General features: G+C 70.3%; 20 protein-coding genes, 1 tRNA gene and 1 pseudogene. 10 read left to right on the top strand and 12 right to left on the bottom strand.

The window, feature by feature from the left end; genetic code table 11:
* Positions 1–260 precede the first annotated feature (260 nt).
* A complete protein-coding gene (locus tag ACZDWJ_RS04000; RefSeq protein WP_463519626.1) occupies positions 261–737 on the top strand; it encodes a hypothetical protein in 477 nt (158 codons plus the stop codon).
* Positions 738–744: 7 nt separating this feature from the next.
* On the opposite strand, the gene tatA is transcribed toward ACZDWJ_RS04000, so the two are convergent.
* From tatA to ACZDWJ_RS03980, 4 genes are all read right to left on the bottom strand, one after another.
* The gene (gene tatA, locus ACZDWJ_RS03995) at positions 745–990 is read right to left on the bottom strand and encodes a twin-arginine translocase TatA/TatE family subunit (protein ID WP_463519625.1); all 246 of its coding nucleotides are present in this window, start codon (positions 988–990) and stop codon (positions 745–747) included.
* A 181-nt stretch (positions 991–1,171) separates the two neighbouring features.
* Positions 1,172–1,711 (bottom strand): hypothetical protein, encoded by a 540-nt coding sequence (locus ACZDWJ_RS03990; RefSeq protein ID WP_463519624.1) that lies wholly within the window; start codon positions 1,709–1,711, stop codon positions 1,172–1,174.
* 572 nt (positions 1,712–2,283) lie between these two features.
* Positions 2,284–3,789 (bottom strand): multicopper oxidase family protein, encoded by a 1,506-nt coding sequence (locus ACZDWJ_RS03985; protein WP_463519812.1) that lies wholly within the window; start codon positions 3,787–3,789, stop codon positions 2,284–2,286.
* A 20-nt stretch (positions 3,790–3,809) separates the two neighbouring features.
* Positions 3,810–3,947, bottom strand: a complete 138-nt coding sequence (locus tag ACZDWJ_RS03980) for a hypothetical protein (RefSeq protein ID WP_463519623.1) — start codon at positions 3,945–3,947, stop codon at positions 3,810–3,812.
* A 122-nt stretch (positions 3,948–4,069) separates the two neighbouring features.
* On the opposite strand from ACZDWJ_RS03980, the gene ACZDWJ_RS03975 reads away from it, so the two are divergent.
* The 6 genes and pseudogenes from ACZDWJ_RS03975 to ACZDWJ_RS03950 all read left to right on the top strand — a co-directional run bounded on the left by ACZDWJ_RS03975 (position 4,070) and on the right by ACZDWJ_RS03950 (position 9,632).
* Positions 4,070–4,777: a response regulator transcription factor gene (locus ACZDWJ_RS03975; protein ID WP_463519622.1), complete on the top strand. Its 708-nt coding sequence runs from the start codon at positions 4,070–4,072 to the stop codon at positions 4,775–4,777.
* Entirely contained in the window at positions 4,774–5,982 is a 1,209-nt protein-coding gene (locus tag ACZDWJ_RS03970) for a HAMP domain-containing sensor histidine kinase (RefSeq protein WP_463519621.1), read from the top strand. Before ACZDWJ_RS03975 ends, ACZDWJ_RS03970 begins: the two co-directional genes overlap by 4 nt.
* 124 nt (positions 5,983–6,106) lie before the next feature.
* The gene (locus ACZDWJ_RS03965; RefSeq protein ID WP_463519620.1) at positions 6,107–6,742 is read left to right on the top strand and encodes a DUF305 domain-containing protein; all 636 of its coding nucleotides are present in this window, start codon (positions 6,107–6,109) and stop codon (positions 6,740–6,742) included.
* Between the two features lie 116 nt (positions 6,743–6,858).
* Positions 6,859–7,374 (top strand): DUF305 domain-containing protein, encoded by a 516-nt coding sequence (locus tag ACZDWJ_RS03960; RefSeq protein ID WP_463519619.1) that lies wholly within the window; start codon positions 6,859–6,861, stop codon positions 7,372–7,374.
* A 71-nt stretch (positions 7,375–7,445) separates the two neighbouring features.
* Positions 7,446–7,571 (top strand): annotated as a pseudogene (locus tag ACZDWJ_RS03955) (heavy metal-binding domain-containing protein); the annotation flags it as partial.
* Between the two features lie 54 nt (positions 7,572–7,625).
* Complete coding sequence (locus ACZDWJ_RS03950; RefSeq protein WP_463519811.1) at positions 7,626–9,632, top strand: copper-translocating P-type ATPase; 2,007 nt, start codon at positions 7,626–7,628, stop codon at positions 9,630–9,632.
* A gap of 68 nt (positions 9,633–9,700) precedes the next feature.
* On the opposite strand, the gene ACZDWJ_RS03945 is transcribed toward ACZDWJ_RS03950, so the two are convergent.
* Positions 9,701–9,946, bottom strand: a complete 246-nt coding sequence (locus ACZDWJ_RS03945) for a hypothetical protein (protein ID WP_463519618.1) — start codon at positions 9,944–9,946, stop codon at positions 9,701–9,703.
* Between the two features lie 1,278 nt (positions 9,947–11,224).
* On the opposite strand from ACZDWJ_RS03945, the gene ACZDWJ_RS03940 reads away from it, so the two are divergent.
* Positions 11,225–11,452, top strand: a complete 228-nt coding sequence (locus ACZDWJ_RS03940; protein ID WP_463519617.1) for an excisionase family DNA-binding protein — start codon at positions 11,225–11,227, stop codon at positions 11,450–11,452.
* Positions 11,453–12,309: 857 nt separating this feature from the next.
* Here the strand turns inward: ACZDWJ_RS03940 and ACZDWJ_RS03935 are convergent.
* On the bottom strand, positions 12,310–12,726 hold the full coding sequence (locus tag ACZDWJ_RS03935; RefSeq protein ID WP_463519616.1) for a hypothetical protein: 417 nt from the start codon (positions 12,724–12,726) through the stop codon (positions 12,310–12,312).
* 143 nt (positions 12,727–12,869) lie between these two features.
* Between ACZDWJ_RS03935 and ACZDWJ_RS03930 the strand changes: the two genes are divergently transcribed.
* Both ACZDWJ_RS03930 and ACZDWJ_RS03925 read left to right on the top strand, forming a co-directional pair.
* Positions 12,870–17,750, top strand: a complete 4,881-nt coding sequence (locus ACZDWJ_RS03930) for a DEAD/DEAH box helicase (protein WP_463519615.1) — start codon at positions 12,870–12,872, stop codon at positions 17,748–17,750.
* Positions 17,751–17,856: 106 nt separating this feature from the next.
* Positions 17,857–18,606 carry a hypothetical protein gene (locus tag ACZDWJ_RS03925; protein WP_463519614.1) on the top strand — a complete coding sequence of 250 codons (750 nt, stop codon included), beginning with the start codon at positions 17,857–17,859 and terminating at the stop codon, positions 18,604–18,606.
* A gap of 164 nt (positions 18,607–18,770) precedes the next feature.
* Here ACZDWJ_RS03925 and ACZDWJ_RS03920 read toward each other — a convergent pair whose 3' ends face one another.
* The 6 genes from ACZDWJ_RS03920 to cmk all read right to left on the bottom strand — a co-directional run bounded on the left by ACZDWJ_RS03920 (position 18,771) and on the right by cmk (position 24,428).
* Positions 18,771–20,078, bottom strand: coding sequence for a tyrosine-type recombinase/integrase (locus tag ACZDWJ_RS03920; protein WP_463519613.1), 1,308 nt, complete (start codon positions 20,076–20,078; stop codon positions 18,771–18,773).
* Positions 20,079–20,311: 233 nt separating this feature from the next.
* Positions 20,312–20,385, bottom strand: a tRNA-Pro gene (locus ACZDWJ_RS03915).
* A gap of 85 nt (positions 20,386–20,470) precedes the next feature.
* Complete coding sequence (locus ACZDWJ_RS03910; RefSeq protein ID WP_463519612.1) at positions 20,471–21,322, bottom strand: hypothetical protein; 852 nt, start codon at positions 21,320–21,322, stop codon at positions 20,471–20,473.
* A gap of 267 nt (positions 21,323–21,589) precedes the next feature.
* The gene (gene der / locus ACZDWJ_RS03905; protein WP_463519611.1) at positions 21,590–22,966 is read right to left on the bottom strand and encodes a ribosome biogenesis GTPase Der; all 1,377 of its coding nucleotides are present in this window, start codon (positions 22,964–22,966) and stop codon (positions 21,590–21,592) included.
* The gene (locus tag ACZDWJ_RS03900; RefSeq protein WP_463519610.1) at positions 22,963–23,721 is read right to left on the bottom strand and encodes a lysophospholipid acyltransferase family protein; all 759 of its coding nucleotides are present in this window, start codon (positions 23,719–23,721) and stop codon (positions 22,963–22,965) included. Before ACZDWJ_RS03900 ends, der begins: the two co-directional genes overlap by 4 nt.
* Positions 23,718–24,428, bottom strand: a complete 711-nt coding sequence (gene cmk / locus ACZDWJ_RS03895) for a (d)CMP kinase (RefSeq protein WP_463519608.1) — start codon at positions 24,426–24,428, stop codon at positions 23,718–23,720. The genes ACZDWJ_RS03900 and cmk overlap by 4 nt, the downstream gene beginning before the upstream one ends.
* Positions 24,429–24,555 lie beyond the last annotated feature (127 nt).

Here is a 24,555-nt window from a genome sequence, read left to right as displayed (position 1 = left end):
GGGCCACGCCTCGGGCCGCGACAGGGAGGTCGGCCACCCGAGTGCCGAGCCCCGGGGAGGCGTGGGGCCGACGTCCTGACGCTGCCACCGGCGCCCCCTCGGCGCGATGCTGCCCGGGGCGTCCGGCGGTGGTTCGGTCGGCGACAGGCGTCACATCCACCGCGCCGGCGGCGGAAAGACTTCTTCAAGATCGCTCCGAGAGCCTGACGGGGTCGGGTGTCCAACCGGCCTGCCCGTCCTCCGAACCGAAGGCTGATCTCGTGAACCTCCGCCCCGCTCTGGCCTCCCTCGCACTCCTCGCCGTGCTCCCGCTCGCCGCCTGCTCCTCCTCGGACGGCGAGGACGCAGCGGCCGACGCCTCGACGTCCGGCGCGAGTGCGGACGCCTCGGCCGGCTCCAGCTCCTCCGCGTCCGCGGACGGAGGCGAGCAAGGCTCCGAGGACTGCATCCCGCAGGACGTCGTCGCGGCCTCGATCCCGCTCGTGGACGGCACGCCCGTCTGCGACCTGGTGCGCGGCACCCTCGCCGACGGCGACCTCTCCCTGGTCATCGAGGTCGACTCGGTCTCGGCGGGCTTCGACGCCGCCACGCAGGCCCTCGAGGCCGCCGGCTACGAGGCCGGGGTCAAGAGCCCCGACGGCGCGAACTACTCCAACGGCACCTACACGGTGCTGCTGACCGTCGCCGAGCAGGACCCGTACGGGGCCGTCGCCACCTACGCGATCTCGGCCGCCTGACGCGCCCTCAGACTCCCGGGGTGCCGGAGTCGACGACGCGGGAGTCGCCGGCGCCACCGGGGCCCGAGCGGTCGGCCAGCGGGGGCGCGGCGTCGTCGTCGCGCAGCGCCTTCGCCTCGGCCTTGAAGATGCGCAGCGCCTGGCCGCTGCTGCGCGCCAGATCGGGCAGCTTCGCCGCCCCGAAGACCAGCACCACGATCGCCAGGATGACGAGCCACTCGGCTCCCTCCGGCATCATCAGCAAGGGCGTCATGCCAGGACCTCCTCGTCCTCGAACCGTCGGTGCTCACGCTAGGCGCGTTCGCCTGTCCTGAACCTGACCACGGGCCCCCGGGGGCACCGGGCCGCCGCGGGGTGGCGAGGACGAGGGCACCGTCATCGGGCCTCCCTGCTGGCACCAGAGCAGCTGACGGCCAGACGGTCAGACGGTCAGATCATCCCCGGCCCACCCAGGGCCCGAGCCTCGTGTGGGTGCCCGACACCCGGCCGGTGCGGAACGCGTCGTCATCGCTGGTGGGTCCGTCGACGGCCGCGTCCGGCGTCGCGTGCAGCAGCAGCCCGACGCGGACGCGGTAGGAGGGGCCCAGGCACGACTGTGGCAGCCGCACGATCAGCCCCGCGCGGGTGCGACCGACGTAGGTGCCGCGGCAGGTGCGCTGGTTGCCGTTGCGGAAGACCCGGACCTGGGGCCCCGCGTCCGCGACGTAGTAGCGCAGCACCAGCGTGTCCCCCGAGGACGTCAGGACGCGGACGATCCAGAAGTCGTCGAGCACGCTGCGGTAGGCCCGGGTCGACGCGGCGATCTGCAGCAGGTCGTCGTCGTAGCGGACCGTGAGGTTCGTGAGGTCGCCGTTGCGCACGGCGGACTCGACGGCCGGGGCCGTGCCGTCATGGCGCTGGACCACCACGTCGCCCGGAGCGTCGGCGTGGCGCACGACGTCCGCGCGGGCAGCCGACGAGACAGCAGCAGTCATCGTGAGTGCGGCGGCGGCGATGGCCGCCCCGCGAGTGCTCCGAGCTCTCATGCCGTCACCTTTCCACACGAAGAGCTGCTGTCGCCCGAGGTTGGTCTCGCCAGTCGCCTCTCGACCTGCTCCGCAGATGCGCCACCAGCTCCGTGGCGAGGTTGCGACGCCTCGACAGCCTCGAGGAGTCACGTGCGGCGCGGTCCAGGAGAAGCAGAAAGCCCCTCTGATCTGCGGTCTCACAGATCAGAGGGGCTTCTCGTCCGGTCGGGCTGACAGGATTTGAACCTGCGACCCCTTGACCCCCAGAGGACCCCTGAGGGGCCTTCACGCCTAGCCTTCGCTGACCTGCGAGGTGCCGGACTGTACTCGCTCCGCTCAGGCCGTGTGCGGACTTCTCAGTCACCCCACGATCCGCCCCAAGGTCGGCCCCAAGGTCTGGGCCACCCCCGCCTCGTCGCGCGAGCACCGCTCAATGGCGATGGGAATGGCAGGACGGAAAGGCGACTCTGCTGACAACGTCCGTTCCCGCCACGCCGAGGGAGGCGACAGCTAGGTGCATGCTGTGCCGACACGCGCGCTCAGGCGTAGCGCATCTCGATCATCATCCCCGCCTCAGCGTGGTAGGCGTTGTGGCAGTGCGCCATCCAGCGTCCGGGGTTGTCGGCGTCGAACTCGATGACGCGCGTCTCCATGGGACGCAGGAGCAGCGTGTCCTTGCGCAGACCCGAGTCGGCGAGGGCGAAGGTGTGGCCATGGAGGTGGAAGGGGTGAGCCATCATCGTGGCGTTGCGCACCGTCGCGCGGACGCGGGTGCCGCCCCTGACCACCAGAGCCTGGTTGCGCCCGAAGGGCCCTTCGTTGATGCCCCAGCGGTAGGGCTGCATCTGACCATGGAGAGCGATGTCGAGGGTCTCGCCGCTGGCGACTCCTCGTGCCAGGCGCGCCGAGGGCATCGGACGGAGCTCGGCGCCGATCAGCCCGCGACCCGAGAGCTCGCGGGGCAGGTGTCCCACGCCCGGTGCGGTGCCCGCGCCGGTGCGGATGAGGAGTCGGCCCACCCCGCTCTTGCCGAGCGCGCGCGCGACGAGGGGGAAGACGCCGTCGCGCAGGGTCACGAGCACGTCATAGCGCTCGCCCATCCCGAGATAGAGGCTTCGCGCGCCGGTGGGCCGCACCGGCCAGCCGTCGGTGTGCGTGACGGTGAGGTCGTGGTCGGCGAGCGCCACCTGGAAGATCGTGTCCGAGCCCGCGTTGACGAGCCGGAGCCGCACCCGGTCACCCGGCCGCCCGGAAAGCGCCCTGGGCGCGCTCGCGACCCTGCCGTTGACGAGGTAGTGGGGGTAGGCGACGTCGCCCGCGTCACCGAAGGGGCCCGATCCACCTGAGCTGCTCATCCCGGACATCCCGGACATTCCGGACATCTCCGACATCCCCGACATCCCCGACATCCCCGACATCCCGGAGGACCTCATCAGGGTGGCGAGGACGTCGTCGGGCGTCCGGCCGGTGCCGTCGACCCAGTCATCGAGGACGACCGTCCAGTCGTGGTCGTAGTCGCCCGGCTCGGCCGGGTCGTCGACGATCAGCGGTGCGTAGAGGCCGCGGTCGAGCTGGACGCCGACGTGCGGGTGGAAGAAGTAGGTTCCGGGATCCGGCACCTGGAACCGGTAGGTGTGGGAGGCGCCGGGCGCGACCGCCGTCTGGCTCAGACCTGGGACGCCGTCGCTGGCGTTGCGAGAGGCGATGCCGTGCCAGTGCACCGAGGTCGGGTCGGGAAGGTCGTTGCGCAGCGTGGCCTCGAGGACGTCGCCGGCGCTGAGTCGCAGCTCGCCGGCGGGGAGCTCGTCGCCGTACGCCCAGGTCCGCACCACAGGCCCACCCAGGTCGATGCTCGTCACGCGAGCCCGCAGCGACCGCGTCACGACGGAGCGCCCCGCCGGCGGCGTCGTGGTCGTGGCTGCTGCTCTCTCCGGCACCCCCGACGGCGAGGCGGTCGCGCGGCACCCTGCCACGGCGCCTGCGACGAGGACACCGCCTACGCCGAACATCGTCCGGCGGGTCAGCGCCGCGCTGGCCGCGGGCATGGCCGACGGCTCGGTGCTGCTCACCGCGGACCTCGGTCCCGGCGGCTGGAGGAGCCCAGGGCCGCCCGCAGGATCAGGGCGATGCCGCCCCACATCAGGACCATCATCACGATCATCGCGATCCAGCCGTCCTGGCCGGTCGTCATGCTCATCCACATGCGTCCAGCGTCGAGCTCCTCGATGGAGGCCAGCAGCGCTGGACGATGAAGAAGCGATCAAGGTCTGGTCGAGGTCCGGTGGCGTCCGACGCGTCGGCGGTCCGGGTGGGCAGACTGGTGGCATGAGCTCACGGGTGCTGATCGTCGAGGACGAGGCCGACCTCGCGCGCATGGTGGAGGCCTACCTGGTCCGCGCCGGCTTCGAGGTCGGCGTCAGCCACACCGGGCCGGACGCGATCGACCATGCCAGACGGTGGGACCCCGAGGTCGTCGTGCTGGACTTGGGACTGCCGGGGCTCGACGGCGTCGAGGTCTGCCGGCAGATCAGGACCTTCTCCGACTGCTACGTCCTCATGCTCACCGCCCGCGACGACGAGACCGACAAGATCGTCGGACTCGCGGTCGGCGCGGACGACTACATCACCAAGCCCTTCTCCACCCGAGAGCTGGTGGCGCGCGTGCAGGCGGTGCTCCGGCGTCCTCGTCTCTCCGCCGCAGCCGTCGCGCCGGACGCCTCGGAGCAACCCGAGGTGCGCAGCCACGGGGCCCTGCGGGTCGACGTCACCGGCCGGCGCGTCGAGGTGGACGGCCGCCCCGTCGACCTGACCCGCACCGAGTTCGACATTCTGGCGGCACTGACCCGCCGACCGACGATGGCCTTCAGCCGAAGGCAGATCATCGACGAGGTGTGGGACGAGGCGTGGGTCGGTGACGAGCATGTCGTCGACGTCCACGTCGCGCACCTGCGGCGCAAGCTCGACGACGACCCGGCCGCACCGCGCTTCGTCGAGACCGTACGAGGCGTCGGCTACCGGATGGCGTCCCGATGACCCCGAAGGACCCCGCGTCCCGCCGTGCACCCGAGGCCGGCAGCGGGCGGCACTCCCGATGGGCCGTTCCTTCGATCCGCAGCCTGCCGGGCCGGCTTCTCCTGGCCCAGACGGCCGTGCTGGTGGCAGGCTTCCTGACGGCCGCGGCCGTGGCGGCGGTGGTCGGCCCGCCGCTGTTCCACCACCACCTCCTCCAGGCGGGCTCGACGCCGACGGGGCCCGAGATGCACCACATCGACGAGGCCTACCGCATCGCCAGCCTGCTCTCCCTCGGCGTGGCCGTCGCGATCGCGGCGCTCTGCGCGGTCACCGCGACCTGGCTGCTCGCCTCGCGGCTCCGCGGGCCGTTCGCCTCGCTGGCAGAGGCCGCGGACCGCGTGCAGCACGGCGACTACGCCGCTCGGGTGAGCACGGGTGGCGCCGGCCCGGAGCTGGACGGACTCGGCGAGGCCTTCAACTCCATGGCATCGCGCATCGAGCACACCGAGGACACCCGACGCCGGCTGCTCACCGACCTCGCCCACGAGCTGCGGACGCCGATCGCGACCCTCGGCGCCTGGGTCGAGGGGTTGGAGGACGGCGTCGCCGAGTGGGACGCCGACTCCGCCTCGGTCGTCCGCCTGCAGATCGCCCGCCTGACCCGCCTGGCCGAGGACCTTGCGCAGGTCTCGCGGGCCGAGGAGGGTCGCCTCGTGCTCGACCGGCAGCCCTGGCGGGCGCAGGAGCACCTGCCCCCGAGCATCGCGGGGCAGCGGCTTGCTTACGAGGCCGCCGGTCTCGGGCTGACCCTCGAGATCTCGCCCGAGGCGGGTGCAGCAGCACTCGACCTCGATCACGAGCGCATCGCCCAAGTGCTGGCGAATCTCCTCGAGAACGCGCGCCGCCACAGCCACCCCGGCTGCGCCGTCACCGTCCGCGCCGTGCTGGCGTCGGGTCCGGCCGGGACGACCGAGCTCGTCATCCAGGTCGTCGACCAGGGTGACGGCATCGCCGCCGAGCACCTCCCGCAGGTCTTCGAGCGCTTCTTTCGCGCCGAGCAGGCCCGCTCCGAGCCAGCGCAGGGCTCGGGCATCGGACTGACCATCAGCAAGGCCATCGCCGAGGCTCACGGGGGGACGCTGAGCGCGGCCAGCGCCGGGCTCGGCGCGGGATCGACCTTCACGCTCACCCTGCCGGCCGGAGCAGCCGTGCGCCCCAGGGCCTGACGCCCGGCATCTTGATCGAACCTTCATGGAAGCCTGACGACTCGTCCTCAGGCCTTGGGCATCGTCGGCTACGCAGCCGTCGTGCCCTACGACCGCTGCTCCACGACCGGAAGGATCTCCACCCGTGCTCCCTCTCAAGGCAGCTCTCACCACCTCTGTCGCCGTGCTTGCGCTCGGCTCGCTGGCCGCCTGCGGCGACTCCGACGGCGGCTCGATGGCCGGCATGGACCACAGCAGCATGAGCGACTCGTCCTCGGTGGACGCCGGGGCGAGCTTCAACGATGCCGACGTGTCCTTCGCGCAGAACATGATTCCGCACCACCAGCAGGCACTGGAGATGGTCGACCTCACCGCGGGCCGCGCCCTGAGCGCGAAGACCGCAGCGGTCGTCAAGGCCATCAAGGACGCGCAGGCGCCCGAGATCACCACGATGACCGGGTGGCTGAAGGACTGGGGCAAGAAGGTCCCCGACGGCGCGATGTCGGGCATGGCCAGCCATGACATGTCCGACATGTCCGGCATGGACTCGATGCCCGGGATGATGACCGCCGGCCAGATGACGCAGCTGAAGGACGCCTCCGCAGCCGACTTCGAGCGGCTGTGGCTGACGATGATGGTCCAGCACCACGAGGGCGCCGTGGCGATGGCGCAGACCGAACAGAAGGAGGGCGAGTTCCCCGCCGCCAAGGAGCTGGCCGACTCGATCGTCACCGGGCAGCAGGGCGAGATCGCCACGATGAAGGCGATCCTCGGCCAGTGAGCCGGTCGACCGGTGCTCGCGGCCGAGCAGCGACCTTGGCCGCGAGCATCGTCCTCGCCTCCGGAGCGGTCATCCTGACGGCCTGCGGTGACGCCGACACGGATCGACGCTCGGAGGTGAGGACTGCTGCCGACGGCACGAGGTTCAACGGCCAGGACCTCCGGTTCGCCGTGGCTGCCATCCAGCAGCACGCGCAGCTCCTCGCCCTGGTCGACCTTTTGACGAGCCGCTCGGTGACCGGAGAGCTGCAGAGGACCGCCGAGGACATGCAGCTCGTCCGCAACCTCCAGGTGCAGGAGCTGGTCGAGAGGCTCAACGCCTGGGACGAGGACGTCCCTAGCACCGTGCGCGACCACGCCCACGCCGACGACGGAGGTGACCAGACCCACGAGGTCGGACGCGACCTGCCCGGCATGCCGTCGGCCGGCGATCTCGCTGTCCTGGATGCGCTCACCGGCGTGCCGTTCGAGCGCGACTGGATCGACCTGGCCACCTCGCTCCTGCGCGGCACCGAGGAGCTCGCTCGGGTCGAGGCCGATCGCGGTCGGGACCCGAAGGCCGTCGCTGTGGCCGAGCGCCTGCTCGTCGCGCTGGAGGACGAGCTGCGAGTCCTCGCGGAGATCGACGGCTAAGGACCGACTCCTCCCGTCAGACCCACTCGACGGGCGAGGACAGGGGTACCCCCCGGGGGTACCATGCACTCATGGCCCGCACTCACCCGCTCGCCGATCACTCCGGCCCCGAGGGGCCGGATGCCGCGTACACGTGCCCCATGCACCCAGAGGTCCGTCAACCCGGTCCCGGGCCCTGTCCGATCTGCGGCATGGCACTCGAACCGGTCGTCATCCGCAGAGACGAAGGCTCCAGCCATGAGCTCCGGGACATGACCCGGCGCCTCTGGCTCGCCTCGGCCCTGGCGCTGCCCGTCATCGTGCTCGGAATGGGCGCCGAACTGTCCGAAACCGTCATGCACGCGGTGCCGGCAGGCACCTCGGCCTGGGTCCAGCTGCTGTTCGCGACGCCGGCGGTGTGGTGGGCGGGCTGGCCCTTCTTCGTCCGCGGGTGGACTTCGGTGCGCACGGGCCGGCTCAACATGTTCACCCTCATCGCCATGGGCACCGGCGTGGCCTGGGTCTTCAGCGTCGTCGCCACCGTCGCCCCAGGACTGTTCCCGGCATCGGTGCGCACCATGGACGGCGCCGTGCCCGTCTACTTCGAGGCGGCCGCCGTCATCACCGCGCTCGTCCTGGTCGGCCAGGTCCTCGAGCTGCGGGCGCGCGAGCGCACGTCCGGGGCGATCAAGGCCCTGCTCGACCTGACTCCAGCCACGGCACGGCGTGTCACCCGGGACGGTGAAGAGCGGGACGTCCCACTCGAGGACGTCGTCACCGGCGACCGCCTGCGCGTGCGCCCGGGCGAGCAGGTGCCGGTCGACGGCATCGTGCTCGAGGGACGAGCCAGCGTCGACGAGTCGATGGTGACCGGCGAGTCGATGCCGGCGACCAAGACCGCCGGCGACACCCTCGTCGGGGGAACCCTCACCTCCGGTGGAAGCCTGCTGATGGAGGCGCGCGCCGTCGGGGGCGACACCATGCTGGCCCGCATCGTGTCGATGGTGGCTGAGGCTCAGCGATCCCAGGCGCCCATCCAGCGGCTCGTCGACAAGGTCTCGGCCGTCTTCGTGCCCACGGTCATCGTCGTCGCCGGGGCCGCCTTCCTGATCTGGCTCACCGTCGGACCGCAGCCCCGCCTCGCGCACGCACTGGTCGCCGCGGTGAGCGTCCTGATCATCGCCTGTCCCTGCGCCCTCGGACTCGCCACGCCGATGTCGGTCATGGTCGGCGTCGGGCGGAGCGCACGCCTGGGCGTGCTGGTCAAGGACGCTGCGGCGCTCGAGCGCCTGGACAAGGTCGACGCTCTGGCCGTCGACAAGACCGGCACCCTCACCGAGGGGCGGCCCGCCGTCACCGCGGTCGTCCTCGCCCCCGAGGACGGTGAGGCGACCCCAAGCCGCGAGCGGTGGACCGAGGCCTCCGTGCTTCGCCTCGCAGCGGCGGTCGAACAGCACTCCGAGCACCCGCTCGCCGCAGCCATCCTGGCAGCGCAGCGCGACGCCGGCGGCTCGCTGCCGCCCCTCGCCGACTTCGACGCCGTCGCCGGCAAGGGGGTGAGCGGCACCGCCGATGGCCACGAGGTCGCAGTGGGGTCCGCTGGCCTGCTGGACGCTCGCGGCGTCGACAGCAGCCCGCTCTCGACCGAGGCCGACCGACTGCGTCAACAGGGCGCCACGACCGTCTTCGTGGCCATCGACGGCCGACTCGTCGCCACCATCGGCATCGCCGACCGCGTGAAGGAGTCCACCGCGGAAGCACTCGCCGACCTGCGCGGAGCCGGCATCGAGATCGTGATGGTCACCGGCGACAACAGGGTCACCGCTGCCGCCATCGCCTCGACCCTCGGCGTCGACCGGGTCGAGGCCGAGGTCCTCCCCGACGCCAAGGCCGAGGTCGTGCGTCGCCTCCAGTCCGAAGGCAGGGTCGTGGCCTTCGCCGGCGACGGCACGAACGACGCCCCCGCGCTCGCTCAGGCGGACGTTGGCCTCGCGATGTCCACCGGCACCGACGTCGCCATCGAGGCAGCCGGTGTGACCCTCCTCCGCGGCGACCTCCGCGGGATCGTCACCGCGCGCCGACTCTCGAGCGCGGTCATGAGCAACATCCGCACCAACCTGTGGCTCGCCTTCGGCTACAACGCGATCGGGATCCCCATCGCCGCCGGCCTGCTCTACCCAGCGTTCGGATGGCTGCTCTCGCCCATGCTCGCAGCCGCAGCCATGGCGCTGTCCTCGGTCAGCGTCATCACCAACGCGCTGAGACTGCGGTCCGCATAAGCTGCGCGCCTTCGAACCCGGAAAGGCGACTCCGCTGGCAACGTCCGTTCCAGCGCCCTCGCTCGACGTCACTGCAGGGGGTTGCTCGCCCCGCGAGCCACCCAGTACTCGTTCCGCACGAGCGCACTAGCGAGCTGCAGCCGGTCGGCGAGCTGGTTGAGCGACTGCGACATGGCCGCCCGCTGCTGCCTATCGAGGGACTTGCTCTGGCTGTTCTCGAGAGCCTTGGTCTCGTCGAGCTCGACGCCGTCGAGCTGGGCGACGACGTCGCCGGCCTCCTCGAGGATGGCGCGGACTCGGTGAAGGTCGATCATGGCGGAGTCTCCCGGCGGTGACGGTGCGAGTTGCCGCGAGGCTACTCGTCTTCTCGTGACCGCCTGCTCAGTCCTCAGCAGGCACCGTCGGCAACGAGCCAAGCTCGCGCCAGGCAGCCGGAGGGGCACCGAAAATCTTGCGCGCCGAGCGGATGGTCAGCCGGGCAAAGAAGTGGTTGCCCGTGCCTCCGAGCAAGCCGCCTACTCCGAGCGGAACCTGCTTGCTGAGGACGAGCATCCCTTGCTTGGTGCCGTACTTCGTGACGAAGCGCGGTCCCAGCACCTTCTTGGCGCGGTTGACAGCTGACCGGTGACGATGGCGGGGAAGACCGTGCCGGTGTAGAAGCGCTCCTTGCGGTTCAACGGCAGGATGCCGGGCCAGTAGTCGCTTTCCAGCGGTCCCTCGCCGTCCGGCTCGCCGACTCCGGCTCGTCCCTCGCCGCCTCGGCAGCGGCACTCAGCCGGTCGACGACGTCGCGGGCGTGCTCGGGGTCGGCTGGCAGCTCGGTGGAGCCGTTAGCGACCTTGGCGGCAATGCCAGCGGCGCGCTGGAGCTCTTCGGGGGCCAAGCCGGCCCGGGTGAGGGTTCCATGTCCATGCGCGCCATCCTGACTCCCCGCGCCGACTACCCGCCACCGCTCTCTGGCGGCCTCAGCTGGCCGCCCTCGCTAGACGCACGTCGATGGAAGGCATCACCGGGCAGGCTTTGCCGGTGGAAACGATGACCTTCCAACTGTTCTCGGCGGTCACCCAGGAGCCTCCGTGGCGCCTGACACGCCCGGGCAGCGCATCGAACTGGCCCACTCGTGCACCACGCAGTCGACGACGCACCCCGCTGCGCCCACACCTGAAGTCGCGCGTTGGCGGGGCTCTGTCCGAAGTGGTCGGGCAGAGTGGGATCTCGCCCGACGGTCGGGATCCGAGCCTCCATCCCGTCGGCGTCAGGAGCCCCGCGCCGACAGAGTCGAACTGAAGCCGGAGAGACAACCGGCCCCTCGTCCGACCGAGGTCCTGAACGGACCGCGAGGTGGAGGACGGTGCCCGGGCTAGGTCCAGCAGAGAGTGCTGGCTCGGAGACTGCTTGGCAAGGTCGAGGATTCCGACATCGTCGGCGCGAAGTGTGCGCAGGACGGGATACCCAGAGATCGAGTCGAGTTACGGGGTGGGAGACCCCGCCCGCGAGTTCCAGACCCGCGGGGCCGCCTCCGTCCGGGTAGGGCGAGGTGTGCCCCGCTCATCCAGAGGTGGCGCGCGCGACAACCAGCGCCAACGCCCTTTATGGCCGAAGTCCCTGACATGACAACCGTTGCTTGCCGGCCTTGCTACATCAGCCTCGCTCGAGCCGCCGAGACGCTCGGCGTCTCCGTGCGCACCCTGCAGCGCATCATCGAACGCGGCGAGCTGACCACTTACCGCCTTGCCGGTAGGCGCACGCTGCGTGTGGAGTTCGACGAGGTCGTGGGCCTCCTTGAGCCCGACCAGGCTCGGCCCAGCGCCTTCGACTGACCGTGCCAGCAGTAGCCCACACTGCCTGCGTGTGGCCGGCCGCCCGGCCTAGAACGTCCGTTGCAGAGGGGGCGGGGACCCTGGAGCCGACGTCCAGGCGAGCCCTCACGGCCGCGGCCCATGGGGCGGCCGGCTCGTGCGGTCACAGTGGCCCTGCTCCGCTACATGCGCCACATGAGCCCGCAGGTTCCAGCCGTAACGCTCGCGAGACGGCTAAGCCTCCTGAAGTCCTCCCTGGACCCGCACCCCCAGGGACAGGCCCTCACGCGTTGGCAGTCGGAGCACGCTACGTGTGGCGTCTTCACCGTGACGCCGACGACGGGGAGGACCACCGGACGACCCGCCTGCCCAGTGGCACCGCGTCTCGTGGGAGCCGGTCTCCACCGGCAGGCGTCACGTTCCGAGACTGCTGCCGCAGTCACGAGACCACCCCCCGCCTTTCCTCCCGAGCGTCTGAGAGCAGGTGCCTCCACAACGGCGGCCCCGCTCTCGCGATAAGTCCCGGGCCTGGAGCCGTAAAGCGGCCGGGACGCCCGTTGGAGACACGACTGGCCGGAGACTGCCGGCACCAGTCACTCCGCGCGTCTTCGATGCCCTCCGGTGTCCGGAGTCTGTCAACGTCCGTTCTAGCGGTGGGCGACGACGGGCCGAGCCTCGACCACGTAGGCGCTGTGGTCTGAGAGGCGTCGCTCCACCGGCACCCTGGCCGCGGTGGTGACCTCCCAGGTCGCCGGCACCGCGATGTGGTCGATGGAGCCAGCTCCCGCCGTCGCTGAGGCGAGCTCCGCCGTCGGCACTTGGAGCCCGAGCGCGGCGACGGTCTCGAGGAGTCGGGTGCGCCCGAGGTTCGTCCCGACTCACTCGCGGCCCGCCAGCGCCTGGTTGAGGTCACCACCCCACACGTCAGGGCGAGCGCGCTCGACCGCGGGCCAGTTGGGCGCGGTCATGTCGTTGAGCGACCCTGGACCGTAGATGTCGGTTGGCCGCCACCCTCGCGCAGGCAGCACCGTGCAGCAGACCCGCAGGCCGTCCACCTCGGCGCGGAGGGAGGCGGCATGGGGGTCGTCGAGCCACCGAGGTGCGCTCCGCCCGGCGACGGCGACGAGCCGGCGACCAGGCGCCATCTCGCAATCTCCGAGGAGCAGCTCCATGCCGGCGACGTCGACGTCGTCACGCACCTCGGTGAGCAGCAGCAGATCACCGTCGAGCGCGGAGAGCACGTCCGCGTGCGCCTGGGACCACTTGCCCTCAAGGTTCCACGTGACGATGCGCATGCCGGACCCTCTCACGGTCGCGCGGGCGGCTCGCGACCGACGCGGAAGGCCCGCACCCAGCAGGCAGCGACGTCCTGCAACCTCTGGTGCAGTGATGGAGGGTTGCCTCCCACGGGCGCCTTTACCTGTGGCAGGGTGCGGCCGTGACGACGTCGATCTCCGAGGTGCTGACCGAGCTGCGCGAGACCGCGCTGGACGAGCGCGACAAGGGTGACAAGTTCGAGCGCCTCATCCAGGCCTACCTGAAGAACGACCCCGAGTGGGTCCAGCGCTTCGACGAGGTGTGGCTCTGGTCGGAGTGGCCCGACCGCGACGGGCGCCCTGACACAGGCATCGATCTCGTCGCCTCGCACCGTGACGACGACGGCCTGACCGCCATCCAGTGCAAGTTCTACGGCGCCGGCAAACACGTGGCGAAGGCCGACATCGACTCCTTCATCTCGGCCTCGGCTCGTTCGCAGTTCACTCAGCGGCTCGTCTTCGACACCTCAGCCGGCTGGTCGGGCAACGCCGAGGACACACTGCGCGGCGTCGCCCAGCGCATCGACATCGCCTATCTCGACGACGCCGCCATCGACTGGGCCGCCTTCCGCTGGGAGACCCCCGAGGTCGTCGTGCCCACCGGCAAGAAGTCCTTGCGACCCCATCAGCGCCACGCGCTCGAGGACGTCCGAACCGGGCTGAGCGAGCACGACCGCGGCAAGCTGATCATGGCCTGCGGCACGGGCAAGACGTTCACAGCCCTGAAGATCGCCGAGGACCTCGTCGGCGAGGGCGGCAGCGTCCTGTTCCTCGTGCCCTCCATCCAGCTGCTCTCCCAGACCCTGCGCGAGTGGATGGCCAACACCGAGGTCGACATCCGCCCCTTCGCGGTCTGCTCCGACACCCGGGTCGGCCGGCAGGTTCGCACCGACGACGCCGACATGGCCTCCATCGACCTCACCGAGCCTCCGACCACCGACGCGGCCACGCTGGTGGCGCGCATGCAGGTCGGCAAGTACGCCAAGGAGCGGATGACCGTCGTCTTCTCCACCTACCAGTCCATTGACGTCATCACCCGGGCGCAGCAGCAGGGACTGGGTGACTTCGACCTCGTCATCTGCGATGAGGCCCACCGCACCACTGGCGTGACCCTCGCTGGCGGCGACGAGTCCACCTTCGTCCGCGTGCACGACGGCGACGTGCTGCACGCAGCGAAGCGCCTCTACATGACCGCGACGCCGAGGGTCTTCGGGGATGAGGTCCGCAAGAAGGCCACCGAGGCCGACGCCGTACTCGCCGACATGGGTGACGAGACCGTCTACGGGCCCGAGCTCCACCGGCTGGGCTTCGGCGAGGCCGTCGAGGCCCAGCTCCTGACCGACTACAAGGTGCTCGTCCTGGCCGTCGATGAGTCCTACGTTGCCGAGAACTTCCAGCAGGCCATGGCCCGCGCTGGTGGCGAGCTCAAGCTCGACGACGCCGCGAAGCTCATCGGCTGCTGGAACGGCCTGGCGAAGAACTTCGGACCCCAGGGCCACACCACCGAGATCGTCACCGGTGGGGCCGGCGATGACATCGACGCAGCGTCCGGCACCTCCGCAACGTCCGTTCCCGTGGCTCCCATGCGCACCGCGGTGGCCTTCGCACAGAACATCAAGGCCTCGGAGCAGGCCGCCGCGGCCTTCGAGCCGTTGGTCGAGCGGGCCCTCATCGACCTGCCCGAGGGGCGCACGCCACTGCGGGTAGAGGCACAGCACGTCGACGGCACGATGGGCATCCACGAGCGCAACGCCCACCTCGCCTGGCTCAAAGCCGACGCCGGCGATGGGGTGTGCCGCATCCTCACCAACGCCAAGTGCCTCTCCGAGGGAGTCGACGTGCCCGCGCTCGACGCGGTCCTCTTCCTGACGCCCCGTGGCAGCCAGGTCGACGTCGTCCAGTCCGTCGGCCGCGTCATGCGCAGGGCACAGGGCAAGGAGCTCGGCTACATCATCCTGCCGGTGGTCGTGCCTGCCGGCTCGACCCCGGAGGCCGCCCTGGCCGACAACGACCGCTTCAAGGTCGTGTGGCAGGTGCTCCAGGCTCTGCGCTCCCACGACGACCGCTTCCACGCCCTCGTCAACAAGATCGACCTCAACAAGAAGAAGCCGACCGACAAGCTCGAGATCTTCACGGTTACCGGCGGCGGCGAGGAGGTCGAGCGTCCCGGCAAGGACGGCGACACCGCCCGCACCGGCGCCGACGATCGCCGGGAGAAGGAGCGCCGCCGCTCCGAGACCGTCCAGGCGATGCTCGAGTTCCCCACCGACCAGTTCCGCGACGCCATGTACGCCAAGATCGTGCAGAAGGTCGGCGAGCGCCGCTACTGGGAGACCTGGGCCAAGGACGTCGCCGACATCGGCGCGGCCCACACCACCCGCATCAGGGGCCTCCTCGCCGACCCCGAGTCGAACGCGGCCAAGGAGTTCGAGGTCTTCCTCGCCGGGCTTCGCGGCAACCTCAACGACAACATCACTGTCGACGAGGCCATCGACATGCTCTCCCAGCACCTCGTCACCCGCCCCATCTTCGAGGCCCTGTTCGCCGGCGAGGACGGCACCTACGATTTCACCGCCACCAACCCCGTGGCCAAGACCATGGAGCTCATGCTCGCCTCCCTCGACGAGCACAACCTCGAGGCCGAGAACGCCACCCTGCAGTCGTTCTACGACACCGTGCGCCGCCGTGTGGAGGGCGTCGACAACGCCGAGGGCAAGCAGCGCATCATCGTCGAGCTCTACGACAAGTTCTTCTCCACCGCGTTCAAGAAGACGGTCGACAAGCTCGGCATCGTCTACACCCCGGTCGAGATCGTCGACTTCATCCTGCGCTCCGCCGACGCCGTCCTTCGCGAGGAGTTCGGCCAAGGCCTCACCGACGAGGGCGTCCACATCCTCGACGGCTTCACCGGTACTGGCACCTTCCTCGTCCGCCTCCTGCAGTCGGGCCTCATCGAACCTCACGACCTCGCGCGGAAGTACGCCAGCGAGCTGCACGGCAACGAGATCCTGCTGCTCGCGTACTACATCGCCTGCGTCAACATCGAGCAGACCTACACCGATCTCACCGGGCAACAGGCACCGTTCCCCGGCCTCATCCTCACCGACACCTTCCAGTCCTGGGAGCCCGACGACCGCCCCGACCTCGACGTCTTCCCCGAGAACAACGCACGGCTCGAGGCGCTCAAGAAGCTGCCCATCACCGTCATCGTCGGCAACCCGCCCTACTCAGTGGGCCAGGACTCAGCCAACGACGACAACGCCAACGAGCGCTACCCGGCTCTGGACGAGGAGATCCGACGCACATATTCAGCTCGCTCGTCGGCTTCCTCCCTGCGCTCCCTCTACGACTCGTACGTTCGTGCCATCAAGTGGGCCACGCTGCGCATCCAGGACCGAGGTGTCATCGCCTACGTGACCAACGGCGGCTTCATCGACTCCAACACCGCTGACGGGCTTCGCAAGACCCTTGCAGATGAGTTCACCAGCATTCACATCCTCAACCTTCGCGGCAACCAGCGCACGGCCGGCGAACAGTCTCGCAAGGAGGGCGGCAAGGTGTTCGGCGCTGGCAGTCGGGCGACTGTCGCCGTCACCGTGTTGGTCCGAAACCCTGACAAGCCGGGGCCAGCCACCATCCACTACACCGACATCGGCGACTACCTCACCGCCGCAGAGAAGTTGTTGCGGGTTAGAGACTTCGCTGCTGTCAACGCGATCCCAACTGTGGAGATCGTTCCCAACGAACACGGCGACTGGTTCGGCCAGCGGCGGGAGGAGTACACCAGGTTTATAGCCATCGGCGAGGACACTTCGTCGACGAGCAACATCTTCGGAATGGCGACTTACGGTGTCGTCACCAACCGAGACGCCTGGGTCTGCAACTGGTCGGCCGAACGGCTGCTGGCGAACGTCGAGCTTCTGACCGACACCTTCAACTCCAGTCTCGGGGAGACCTTTGTCGACAACCCACGGGCCATCAGCTGGTCGCGCTCACTGAAGGCGCGGTTCGAACGCGGCCGTCGCCTTGCGGCGCCGTCGCCGTCGTCGGTGAGAACATCGCTCTACCGACCGTTCACGCGGCAGCACCTCTACTTCGAGACTGCGCTGAACGAGGTCCAGTATCGGAACCGGCAACTGTTTCCGCTAGCGGACTCTGACAACGTCGCGCTTGCGGTGACAACTGCACAGGGACGAACGCCCTTCTCGGTACTCGCGGTCAGAGACATCCCAAACCTTGGTCTCTTCATGGACCCCAGTCGTGTCTTTCCACGATGGACTTACGAGACCGCGCCTGACGACGACGTCCTTGACTTCGACGACGCGCAGCCGTCGTTCGGTGGTCAGAGGAGACGCGACAACATCACTGACCAGGCGCTAACCGCATTCGAGAATGCGTATCCAGATGAGACGATCTCGAAGGATGACATCTTCTTCTACAGCTATGGACTTCTTCATTCATCGGCCTACCGCGAGCAGTACGCAGGTGACCTGACGAAGGCGCTGCCCCGCCTGCCGTTTGCCAGGTCGTTTAACCCCTATGTCGAAGCGGGACGACGGTTGGCTGAACTGCATCTCGACTACGAGTCAGTCGAGCGCTTCAACCTCGGTGGTCTAGAGACGCCAGTTGTCGGCGACTCCTACGCCTTCTACGCGGTCGGCGACAAGAAGATGCGCTTCGGCAAGCCGAGCGCGGAACAGAAGGCCGCGGGCGAGCGCGCCGACCGCACCGTCATCCACTACAACGACCGCATCACGCTCACCGGCGTCCCGGAGGAGGCCTACCGCTACCAACTGGGCTCACGGTCGGCCATCGAGTGGATCATCGACCGCTACTACGTGAAGACCGACAAGGCCTCGGGCATCGTGAATGACCCCAACGACTGGTCTCGCGAGGTCGGCGACCCCCGCTACATCCTCGACCTGCTCGCACGCGTCGTCACCGTCAGCCTCGAGACCATGCGCATCGTCGACGCCCTGCCTCCGCTCGACATCATCGAGTGACACGGGACGGCGCCGACCACCGACGGGCCCCACCGCTGGGGGCACTGCTCGCCCCGAGCGCCAGTCCAAGTCCCATTCCCAAGAACGAGAGAGCATCCCCACCTCAATGCTGCTTCACCATGCGACGACCGCCCTCGCGGCCGAGAAGATCCAGACCGAGGGCTTCAGGCCACTGAGGGCTCGAGACGCGGTGTCGGAGATGGGCGAGCGCTTTGGCTTGAGCGTTGAAGCGATCATGGCCGATCTCAAGCTCTACAAGCGCCCCTTCGTGACTGAGAGGGGTCGCGGTGAGGTCGTCTCGTTGACGCCACGTTGGGAGGACGCCGCCGCGAGCTGGGCGCAGCGAGCGCCCGAGTCCGAGTGGGAGCTGCTGTGGTCGTGCTGGCGCCTTCGGACCCGAGGTGAAGGCGCTCCCATCTACTCGTGGAACTTGGACCTAGCTGGCCACGCATGGGTCTTGGAGCAAAGTCGACAGCAGGTCCCGACCGTCATGACGTTCGAGCTCTCACCGGGTGATCTTGGGCGTTTGGGCGCTGTCGCCGGCGGTTTCGGTCGTGACCGGGCCCTCCCACTCGACGACGCCGAGCTGCTAGCAGTCATCCCCGAGATCGCGGTGCCCTTCCCCGGAGCCGCACAGCTCGTCCCTAGCCGGATCGAGCAACTTCCTCGCGTCGTTGAGTGGGACGTCGCCTGCGAGCTCCTGGGTGTCGACATCGAGACGTTCAAGAAGCTAGACGCAGATGGCGTCCTCGGGCCGTCAGGCGCCGGGATAGCTGGCGCGAGGAGCCCTTGGTGGCCACTACCGGCAGTCGAGCAGGCTCACCGGGCTCTCCACGACCGCGAGCTCTGGACGTAGACGACACCGCGCAGGCGCCGGAGCGGGCAGACCCCCCAGAGAGCCCTTCAGGACGCCAGTCCTGCGCCGACAGATCACCTGGTCGTCTTGCCACGCCGTCTCCACAACGCCGCCGAGGGAGCAGCCCTCGCCTCCTCGCGACGGCTGCTCCCCGTTGGCGGAGCTCAGGCCGACTCCTGCTCCTCCGGCCCAGCGCTGCGCTTCCTCGCTGCCTTCCGCTTCTTCGCAGCCTTGCGGTGCTCCTTTGCCAGGCGCTGAGCCTCGATGATCAGAGCCGCGGTCGCGGCCGCGTCCTCACGTGCGCGCTCACCAGACTCATCCGACTTGCTCAGGCCAGCGCCCCGTTCGACCCTGTCGAGCGCACCGAGAGCCTCGGTGTCGACGTTTACGGCCTTGAGGTAACGCTGGGTCGTCTCGATGCTCGCGTGGCCGGCACGGGCCTGGACGACCGCCAGGTCGGCGCCACCGGCCACCATCCAGGAGAGGTTGGAGCCCCTCAGGTCGTGGAAGCGGCGAGGCCGCACGCCAGAGACCACATGAGCCGGCACCCACACGTAGCGGGAGTGGTGGTTGCGGCTGATGGGCTGCCCCTCAGGCCACTCGACGGTACGGATGTGGGCACCGAGGGTGTCGCGCCGGCAGAAGAGCCGGTCACCGCGCTGGAGCCCCTGGACGGCGATGTGCTGGGCGAGAGCCTGGGTCGTCGACTCGCGGAGCGCCAGGTGGCGGACCTTGCCGCTCTTCGGCACGTCCTTGCGCGTGAAGGGCGTGGGCTCGCCGCTGCCCTTCCTCGAGGCCTCGACGATGGTCCGAGCCACCGTCACCACCGAGCGCTCGAGATCGAGGTCCATGACGAGCAGGCCCATGAGCTCGCCCCACCGCATGCCGGTCTCGACGGCGAGGTCGGCCAAGAGCCGGTGGTAGTCGTCGAAGCCGGTGCGCAGGCGCCGGTACTCCTCGGGCGTGTAGACGTCGATGTCGCGCACCCGAGCCCGCGGCAGCTCGATGCCGGCGCAGGGGTTGGCGACGATGAGCTGGTCGCGCGTCGCCGAGGAGCCCCGGCGCGCGGCGAGCACGGCGCTGAGCACCTTGAAGCGCGCCCGCACCGTCCCGGCGCTGTCGCCGGCGGCGATCTGGTCGGTCACCCAGCGCTGCACCATGGTCGGCGAGATGGCCCGGAGCTCGAGCTGGCCGAAGGTGGGCTCGATGCTCGTCCGCCAGTGCACCTCGTAGCCGAGGCGGGTGTTGAGCTCGATCTGCCGGCTCGACAGCCAGTGCTCCCAGTAGCGGGCCAGCGTCAGCTTGCCCGCCGAGAGGTCGAACCAGCCGCCCTGGCCGGCGTGCTCCTCGGCGCGCTCTGCGGCCCTCCTGGCCTCCTCAGGGGTGTCGTACGACCCGGCGTAGCACTTCTGCCCGTCGGGGCCGTTGAAGCGCCCGTACCAGCGCTCACCGCGCTGCTCGGCCCAGGCCATCAGAGGTCTCCCGCCGAACGGAGGGCCGGAATGGAGGTGTGTTCGTTCATCGTGGTCTCCCAATGAGAGGTGGTGGTGATGCGGTGATGACCACTCTCAGAAGACGCGCAAGAGGGTGCACCCCACGATCACCCCAAGCTCTCGAGATCGTGGGGTGGAGCCAGGCACCTGCCCTGCAACGCAGAACCGGGCCTGACCTGCGGAAACCCGCTGGTCAGACCCGGTTCGTTCGGTCGGGCTGACAGGATTTGAACCTGCGACCCCTTGACCCCCAGTCAAGTGCGCTACCAAGCTGCGCTACAGCCCGAACACCGCCCCGAGGGGCAGCGCGTGAACACTACAACAGACCGACCCGGTGGCTGGAATCGGCCCACCGCGCGGGGCCGGGATCCTCAGGGGCGCACGGCTGCGGAGTCCGGCCACCGCTCCAGGCGCGAGGCGTCCACGGCCTCGAAGGCGCTGGCGGGGATCGTCTTCAGCTGCTCGACGAGGGCGTCGGGCCATCCGCTGCTCTGCTCACCCTGGAAGAACCACGGCGAGCCGTTGTCGGCCAGCACCAGCCCGTAGGTCTTCAGGGCTCGCACGACGCGGCGGGCGTAGAGGCCGAGCCCGGAGGCGTCGTAGTCGGCGCGCAGGCGGAACCGGGCACCCATCGGCGGTGCGTCCGCGCTGTCGGTGGAGCCGGCGTCGTGACGGGCGGGCCAGAGGTGGCGCCGTGCCGTGACGTCGGTGGTGAAGCGGATCGCGTGGTCGATGGTGCCGTCGCGCACCTCCGACCAGCGCAGCAGGCCGGGGAGGATCGGCAGTCCGGCGGCATCGGCGGAGGTCCAGCCGTCAGGACGCAGGCGGTTCGACGTCAGGCTCCACACCGCGCCGGAGCCCGCCGTCCAGCCGGAGGCGGTGCGCCGCGTCGACCAGGTCTCGTAGAGCCGGCAGCGGTCCCTGTCGACGACGATCGCGTGCCGGTCGCCGTCGGAGGCCGCGCCGCCCTCGATGCGGGTGTCGGAGCCCAGCGGGTAGCCCACGCGATCGCTCTCGTCGGCGTAGCCGAACCGCACGCTCACCCGCGGATGACTGCCGGACACCACCGTCACGGGGATGCCGTAGGGGCCGCCGAGGTCGGGGTGCAGGCGCCGAGTCGGCGACATCGCCGCCAGCCATGACGCGCTGTGGCGCTCGACCGGCAGCCGGTCGACCCGCGCGTGCCACCAGCTGGTGGAGGGGAACACCGTGCAGCCGCCCACCGTCGAGCCTCGGACAGAGGCGCTGACGCTCCGCTCGGCCGCAGGGGCCGGCGCCGACGCGGCGGAGTCGTGCGCGGCCCCCGTCAGCACGGCGGCCGTCACCAGCAGTGCACCCACTCCACGCACGGGACCTCCCAGGGACGACGGAACCTTTCGGTGGGCGTGCGAACCTTCGAACGCCCACCGAGAGGTTCGGCGGTCAGCCGCTGAAGCTTCGGCAGTCGGCCGCTGAAGCTTTCAGCCCCCGCCGATCCGAACCAGCCCCGATCAGCGCTTGCGCTTCTCCCGCGGACGCTGCTGGAGGACGATCGGGGTGCCGACGAAGCCGAACTCCTCGCGCAGGCGCCGCTCGATGAACCGCTCGTAGCCGGCGTCGAGCTTGCCGGAGGTGAACAGGATGAACGTGGGCGGCGCGGTGGAGGCCTGGGTGCCGAAGAGGATCTTCGGCTGCTTGCCCGAGCGCACCGGGTGCGGGTGCTCGGCGACCAGACGGCCGAGGAAGGCGTTGAGCGCGCCGGTGGAGATGCGGGTCTCCCAGCCCTCCAGCGCTCGGGTGATAGCGGGGACCAGCCGGTCGATGTGCCAGCCGGTGCGGGCGGTGATGTTGATCCGCGGCGCCCACTGCACCTGCACGAGGTCGCGCTCGACCTCGCGCTCGAGGTAGTAGCGGCGCTCCTCGTCGACGAGGTCCCACTTGTTGAAGGCGATGACCATGGCACGGCCCGACTCGCGGATCATCTGGATGATCCGCATGTCCTGCTCGCTGACCGACTGGCCGCCGTCGACGACCAGCACGGCGACCTCGGCCCGATCGATCGCGGTGCTGGTGCGCAGCGAGGCGTAGTACTCGTGGCCCGAGGCGGTCTTGACGCGCTTGCGGATGCCGGCGGTGTCGATGAAGCGCCACACCTGGCCGCCCATCTCGATGAGCTCGTCGACGGGGTCGACGGTGGTGCCGGCGACGTTGTCGACGACGACCCGCTCCTCCCCCGCCAGCCGGTTGAGCAGCGAGGACTTGCCGACGTTCGGACGGCCGACGATCGCGATGCGACGCGGCCCGCCGACCTCCTCGCCCAGGCGCTCGGGCGGCGGCTCGGGCAGGGCGGCGAGGATGGCGTCGAGCATGTCGCCCGAGCCTCGGCCGTGCAGCGCCGAGACCGGCCACGGCTCGCCCAGGCCGAGGTTCCACAGCCCGTAGGCCTCGGCCTCGGTGCGCTGGTCGTCGACCTTGTTGGCCGCGAGGATCACCGGCTTGCCGGACTTGCGCAGGATCCGGACGACGGCCTCGTCGGAGTCGGTGATGCCGACCGTGGCGTCGACGACGAACAGCACCGCGTCGGCCAGCGTCACGGCCACCTCGGCCTGCGCGGCGATCGAGTGCGCGAGCCCCCGCGCGTCGGGGTCCCAGCCGCCGGTGTCGACGACGGTGAACGCGCGGCCGTTCCAGTTGGCGTCGTAGGAGACGCGGTCGCGGGTGACGCCGGGGATGTCCTGGACGACCGCCTCGCGGCGTCCGATGATCCGGTTGACCAGCGTCGACTTGCCGACGTTGGGGCGGCCGACGACGGCCAGCACCGGCACCGGACCCGTCGTCTCGGGGTCGGCGCCGTGGACGCCGGGGAGATCGTGGTCGTGCTCGGTCATGGTGCTCCTTGCTCGGTGACCCCGGGGACGGGATCGGGTTCGGTCTGGCCGGGGGGCAGCGGGCCGGGAAGCTCACGACCCAGCTGCGTGAGCGCGGCGTCGAGATGCGCGCGCAGGTGGCTCTGCAGCAACGCCGTCGCCTCGCCCACCTGTTCCCGGGTGCGGGGCCAGGGCTGGGCCGACAGGCGCAGCGGTGGCCCGATGACGACGTCCAGGCGGGCACCGCGGGGCGGGAGGGAGTCGGAGTCGGCGCCCGGCTCGCGGGTGCCGAGCAGGACCACGGGCACGACGGGCGCGCCGGTGACCATCGCCAGGTACGCCGCGCCGCGGTGGAAGCGGCGCAGCTCGCCGTCGCCGCGCCGCCCCTCGGGGAAGACGCCGACGGCGCCGCCGTCGCGCAGCACCCGCAGGCACGCCTTCACCGCGGCGGGATCGCAGTGCCAGCGGTCGAGCGGGATCTGGCCGGCGTGGCGCAGGAAGGTGCCGGTGCGGCCGGCGAACATCTCGACCTTGGTGAGGGCGTGCACCGGACGCGGCGCGAAGATCGCCAGCAGCGGCCCGTCGATCAGGCCGATGTGGTTGGCCGCGAACACCACCGGACCCGTGGACGGGCACTGCTCGGCTCCGTGCACGGTGACGTCGTAGCGCCGCCGCACCAGCCAGCGCGAGATCGGTCGCAGCGGGTGCAGCAGGTGGCGGTGGGGGTGCGCGACGACGTCGCTGCGCGGCGGCGCGGCGTGCGCGCCGGCGCTCACGCGTCCGCCTCGACCGCCTCCGCGAGCGCCACGACGCGGTCGATGACCTCGGCGAGGGTGTACGGCGTCGTGTCGAGGTGCACCGCCCCCTCGGCCATGGTCAGCGGGGCGGTGGCGCGCCCGGAGTCGATGCGGTCCCGGTCGAGCAGGGAGGCCTGGGTGGCGGCGACGGCGGCGGCGTCCTGGACGCCCTGCTCGGCGGCGCGACGCACGGCCCGAGCCGCGGGATCGGCGGTGAGGTAGAGCTTCACCGGCGCCTCGGGGGCGACGACGCTGCCGATGTCACGCCCCTCGACGACGATGCCGGCGCCCTCGCGGGCCTCGGCGATGATCTGGCGCTGCAGCTCCAGCAGGCGCGCGCGCACGGCCGGCACGGTGGAGACCGGCGAGACGGCGTCGGTGACGCGCTGGCTGCGGATCTCGACGCCCACGTCGACGCCGTCGACGTGGATCGTCGGGGCGAGGGGGTCGGTGCCGGAGGTCAGGATGGGCTCGGCGGCGCGGGCGGCGACGGCGTCGGCGTCGTGCACGTCGACGCCCTGCTCGAGCATCCACCAGGTCATCGCGCGGAACTGCGCGCCGGTGTCGAGGTAGGCCAGGCCGAGCCGGTCGGCGACGCCGCGGCAGGTGCTGGACTTGCCGGAGCCCGAGGTGCCGTCGACGGCGAGGAGCAGGCCGCGGTGGGCGTGGGGTCCGGTGGTCGTCACGGGGCGGCAGCCTACCGGTGCGTGACCCACCCGCGGGATTCGAGAGAGCCGAGCAGGTGCTCGGCGCGCTGGTCGACCTCCCGACCACCTACCAGCGCTGAGGAGCCCTGCGATGAGCCCCCTCCTG

The sequence above is a fragment of the Nocardioides sp. B129/18 genome, assembly GCF_055282735.1.
This window is presented reverse-complemented; position numbering and strand designations above follow the sequence as displayed.